This window comes from uncultured Subdoligranulum sp. (genome assembly GCF_937890665.1).
Window position 1 is genome coordinate 1 of record NZ_CALADU010000063.1, and the last position, 4,362, is coordinate 4,362.

Annotated in this window: 3 protein-coding genes; all 3 read left to right on the plus strand. The window is 50.2% G+C overall.

What is annotated here, in order from left to right; all coding sequences use genetic code 11:
- Positions 1-159: 159 nt before the first annotated feature.
- The 3 genes from Q0526_RS03510 to Q0526_RS03520 all read left to right on the plus strand — a co-directional run bounded on the left by Q0526_RS03510 (position 160) and on the right by Q0526_RS03520 (position 4,144).
- The gene (locus tag Q0526_RS03510) at positions 160-1,542 is read left to right on the plus strand and encodes a transposase (RefSeq protein ID WP_298730898.1); all 1,383 of its coding nucleotides are present in this window, start codon (positions 160-162) and stop codon (positions 1,540-1,542) included.
- A gap of 16 nt (positions 1,543-1,558) precedes the next feature.
- On the plus strand, positions 1,559-2,206 hold the full coding sequence (locus Q0526_RS03515) for a hypothetical protein (RefSeq protein ID WP_298730899.1): 648 nt from the start codon (positions 1,559-1,561) through the stop codon (positions 2,204-2,206).
- A 240-nt stretch (positions 2,207-2,446) separates the two neighbouring features.
- Positions 2,447-4,144 carry a glutamine--tRNA ligase/YqeY domain fusion protein gene (locus Q0526_RS03520; RefSeq protein ID WP_298730900.1) on the plus strand — a complete coding sequence of 566 codons (1,698 nt, stop codon included), beginning with the start codon at positions 2,447-2,449 and terminating at the stop codon, positions 4,142-4,144.
- Positions 4,145-4,362 lie beyond the last annotated feature (218 nt).

Genomic DNA, 4,362 nt, shown 5'->3' on the forward strand with positions numbered 1-4,362 from the left:
TTGGGTTCCGATGTGGTTTCCAGCCATAAAAAATCACCTCTATTCCATTTTACCCCTGAGAAAATATACATTTGGTGAAGAAAAATTATACTTTTAGTATTGACAAGAATAGTGTCCGTATGTTCTACTAATAGTAGACAAGGAGAAGGGGGTGCTATTATGGTCCGTGTTTGCAGGAATAACAAAGAGTCCGTTCTGGCTATGGTTAGAAAAGGCAAACTGGATGCCGCTGCTTTGAGTACGTCCAATCTCGTGGATGAAATCATTCTCTCTATGAACAAGCATGGAGTTCTGGATTGCTTGAACGCTGGTATCCCTGATAGGCGTGGGCACAACAAGACGGTTCCGTTTGAACTGATCTGGGCTTCTGCGATAGCGGCCAAAATGAAAATACATAGTAGCCTTTCTGACATTCCGTTTGCTATTACAGACCACCGAACGCTTGCTAAACTCGGTTATAGCTTGTATGACCCTGACGGGACATATAACGGGCTTATGCGTGAAAGCAGTCTCCGGTTTCTGATTGGAAAGTACACCGGATATGAGTTGGTTGGTGCCTATCGCCGTATAGTTCAACAGCAAATCCTTCCACAACTTGATGTGGCTCCCCATATTCATATTATGGATAGTACACCATTGGAAGTGAACCTTGATAATCCGAATTATGAGTTGTCTGCCATTGGAAGAAATAAGCACGGCGAACCCACAAGGGGATACACCATGCTTACTGTCCGTGGACTTTATAAAGACACTGGAATTATTGAAGAAGCCGTCGTTGTTCCTATGAGTTGCCCGGAAATTGAAATTGCAAGGGCGCTCATGAAGGTTACAAAAGTTCTGCATGATGGCGACATCTTAATCAATGACCGTGGATTTATTTCCAGAGATATTATCAACTTGGTAAAGACCACTCATAAAACCGATACCTATATTCCACTTAGAAAAAACATGGACGCATACAAGTATGCTGTCCAGATCGCAAAGGCGGCGAACAAGTGGGAAAATCACCCCAACAAAAAGCGGATATATCAAAAAATTGCATTGGTGAAAAACATCGGCCCAATGTGGCAGAGTGACAAGCCAGCAGAAGATGTTGATATGAACGCCTGTGTGGTTTGGGATATAAAGGCGAACAATTACTTTGTGTTTGTTTCTACCGACCTAAGCAAATCCGCAAGAGCGATTGTTAAGACCTATGAACTAAGGCCGGAAATCGAAGAGGATTACAGACAGCTAAAGGACTTTTGGAACATCGAAGATTTCAAAAGCACGAAGTTCAGCGTGATTGCTTTCCATATCGTTTGTGTCCTGTTCGGATATTTGTTCTTCCAGCTATATACGATGTTGCCGGAAGGACAGGAATTTGAGGCAAAATCCCTGCCTGTGGCATTGAAAAACTTTATTCCGCAGGCCCTTGGTTACATTGTTCTTTATGTTGGGTTTAACTTTGGCATCTTTACATTAGTTGAAATTATGCGGCTTTATGCAGAATGTGAGGATGGTATCAAACCCAAGATTGAAGAAATTTTAGGTGGAGTATGAGGAGGTAAAATGGAAGATGGAGGATACTGTTTTTGTGGTAGTGATGAGTATATTTTTGGGTGTAATTTTTATATTTTTTGTTGCGGGTTTTCTAATACTTGGTTCCGATCCAAGTCCGATGGTTAAATCGGAACGGCAATTAAAAGAAGAGAAAGAAGCCTTTGAGAAAAAAATTGAAATCATAAAAACGAAATTTTGCGAAACGGCAGGACATCAGGACATTCGTTCAATTTCATATAATGTAAAAGATAATTACTATTTAATTCTTGTAGACCCTAAAGGGCATAAAATGAAACTTTGTCATATCTTTCGAGGCTACAAGGACGAACAGAAAACGTATGAAGAAGATTATCTTACAACATCTATCATTGGATGTGAATTTTTACAGACCGATGCAAAAACTGGTGGCATAAAGCGAATAGTCGTTGGCAGTATATTGGCTGGCGGTGTCGGTGCAATCATAGGCGCTTTTACAAAAAGCAGCATAGTAAAAGATGTCAAGATTGTCATCTATTTTAGTAGCGCCTTAAATCCAACAAGGACGCTTAACCTTTTACCCCAAACTAAGTATAATTCAGACGAATATAAAAAAGCTAAATCATTTGCCGATCAAGTTATGTCCGTAGTGAAAGCGATTGTAGCACAAAATTCTTTGCATCGCTGATTAGGTTGTTAAAATATATCAATAAGAAAAGAACACACCGAATAGGGTGTGTTCTTTTTCAAGGAGTTTACTTTGCGAATTGAAGTTTAGGATAAGGTACAATAATTTTCGCAAATTTACTTTGCGAATTGAAGCGTCTAAAACAACGTATTGCATTTCCCCGTCAGATTTTGTATAATAAATATCCTAACGTGTACGCATACCAACGATACACTGCGCGAGAGGGAGGAATGACAGCGCATGGCAGAGGAGATCAAGCTGACGCAGGACGAGGCGCCGGAGAGCCGGAACTTTATCCACGCTTTCATCGAGGAGGACATCGGCCCCGGCGGCCAGTTCGAGGGGATGACCGTCCACACCCGGTTCCCGCCGGAGCCCAACGGCTACCTGCACATCGGGCACTGCAAGGCGCTGACCATCGACTTCGGCACGGCGGAGAAGTTCGGCGGCCTGTGCAACCTGCGGATGGATGACACGAACCCCACCAAGGAGGACGAGGAATTCGTAGACGCCATTCAGCAGGATATTCACTGGCTGGGCTTTGACTGGGGCGACCGGTTCTTCTACGGCTCGGATTACTTTGACGAGGATTATCGTCAGGCGGTGGGCCTCATCAAGAAGGGCCTGGCTTATGTCTGCGAGCTGACGCCGGAGCAGTTCAAGGAGTACCGTGGAGATACCACTACTCCGGCCCGCTCCCCCTGGCGGGACCGGCCCATCGAGGAGAGCCTGGACCTGTTCGAGCGGATGAAGAACGGCGAGTTCCCGGAGGGCAAGTACACCCTGCGGGCCAAGATCGATCTGGCCAGCGGAAACTTCAACATGCGGGACCCCGTGCTCTACCGGATCAACTACCTGCCCCATCACCGCCAGGGGAACAAGTGGTGCATCTATCCCATGTACGACTTCGCCCACCCCATCCAGGACGCGCTGGAGGGCATCACCCACTCCCTCTGCTCCCTGGAGTTTGAAAACCACCGGCCCCTTTACAACTGGGTGGTAGAGCACTGTGACCTGCCCAGCCATCCCCGGCAAATCGAGTTTGCCCGCCTGGGCATCGACCACACGGTGCTCTCCAAGCGCAAGCTCCGCAAGCTGGTGGAGGAGGGGAGGGTCTCCGGCTGGGACGATCCCCGGATGCCCACGCTCTGCGGCCTGCGCCGCCGGGGCTATACGCCCCGGTCTATCCGGAACTTCTGTGAGCGCATCGGTGTGGCAAAGTCTGCCAACGTGGTGGAATACGGCTTCCTGGAGCACTGCCTGCGGGAGGACCTGAACGAGACCGCCCAGCGGACCATGGCGGTGATCCGGCCCATCAGGCTGACCATCACCAACTATCCGGAGGGGAAAAGCGAGACCGTTACCGTGGAGAACAACCCCCTGGACCCCGCCGCCGGCACCCGGGAGATCGCCTTCTCCCGCAACCTCTGGATCGAGTCCGACGATTTCCTGGAGACCCCGGTGCCCAAGTACAAGCGGCTCTACCCCAATGGACCGGAGTGCCGCCTGAAAGGGGCCTATCTCATCCGCTGCACCGGCTGCGTGAAGGACGAGAACGGCAGCGTCACCGAGGTGCTGGCGGAGTACGACCCGGAGAGCCGGGGCGGCGACCCCGCTGACGGCCGGAAGGTGAGGGGTGCCACCATCCATTGGGTGGATGCCGCCACCGCCATCGACGCGGAGGTGCGGCTGTACGACAACCTGTTCACCGACGCGGACCCGGACGCCGCCGACAAGAACTTCCTGGAGTGCCTGAACCCCAACTCCCTGGAGGGCCTCACCGGCTGCAAGGTGGAGCCTTCCCTGGCGGATGCCGCAGCTCCCGCCAGCTTCCAGTTCATGCGCCTGGGCTACTTCTGCCTGGACAGCAAGGACTCCAAGCCCGGCCATCTGGTGTTCAACCGATCTGTGAGCTTGAAGGACAGCTTCAAGAAATAAGCATACAAAAAGACCGCCCTTCGGCGGTCTTTTTGTATGCGCTTTTCACAGCGGGATCTCCCGGTCCAGCTTGTAGAAGGTGAAGGACCCGTTCCCCAGCAGCGTCCCCGCCTGGTCCCGGATCTCCACCTCGTAAAAGCAGAGAGTTCGGCCGGGCTTGGTCTCCCGGGCCTCTGCCACCAGATCGGTGCCGTACTTCTTGAGGACATCGTAGGTGT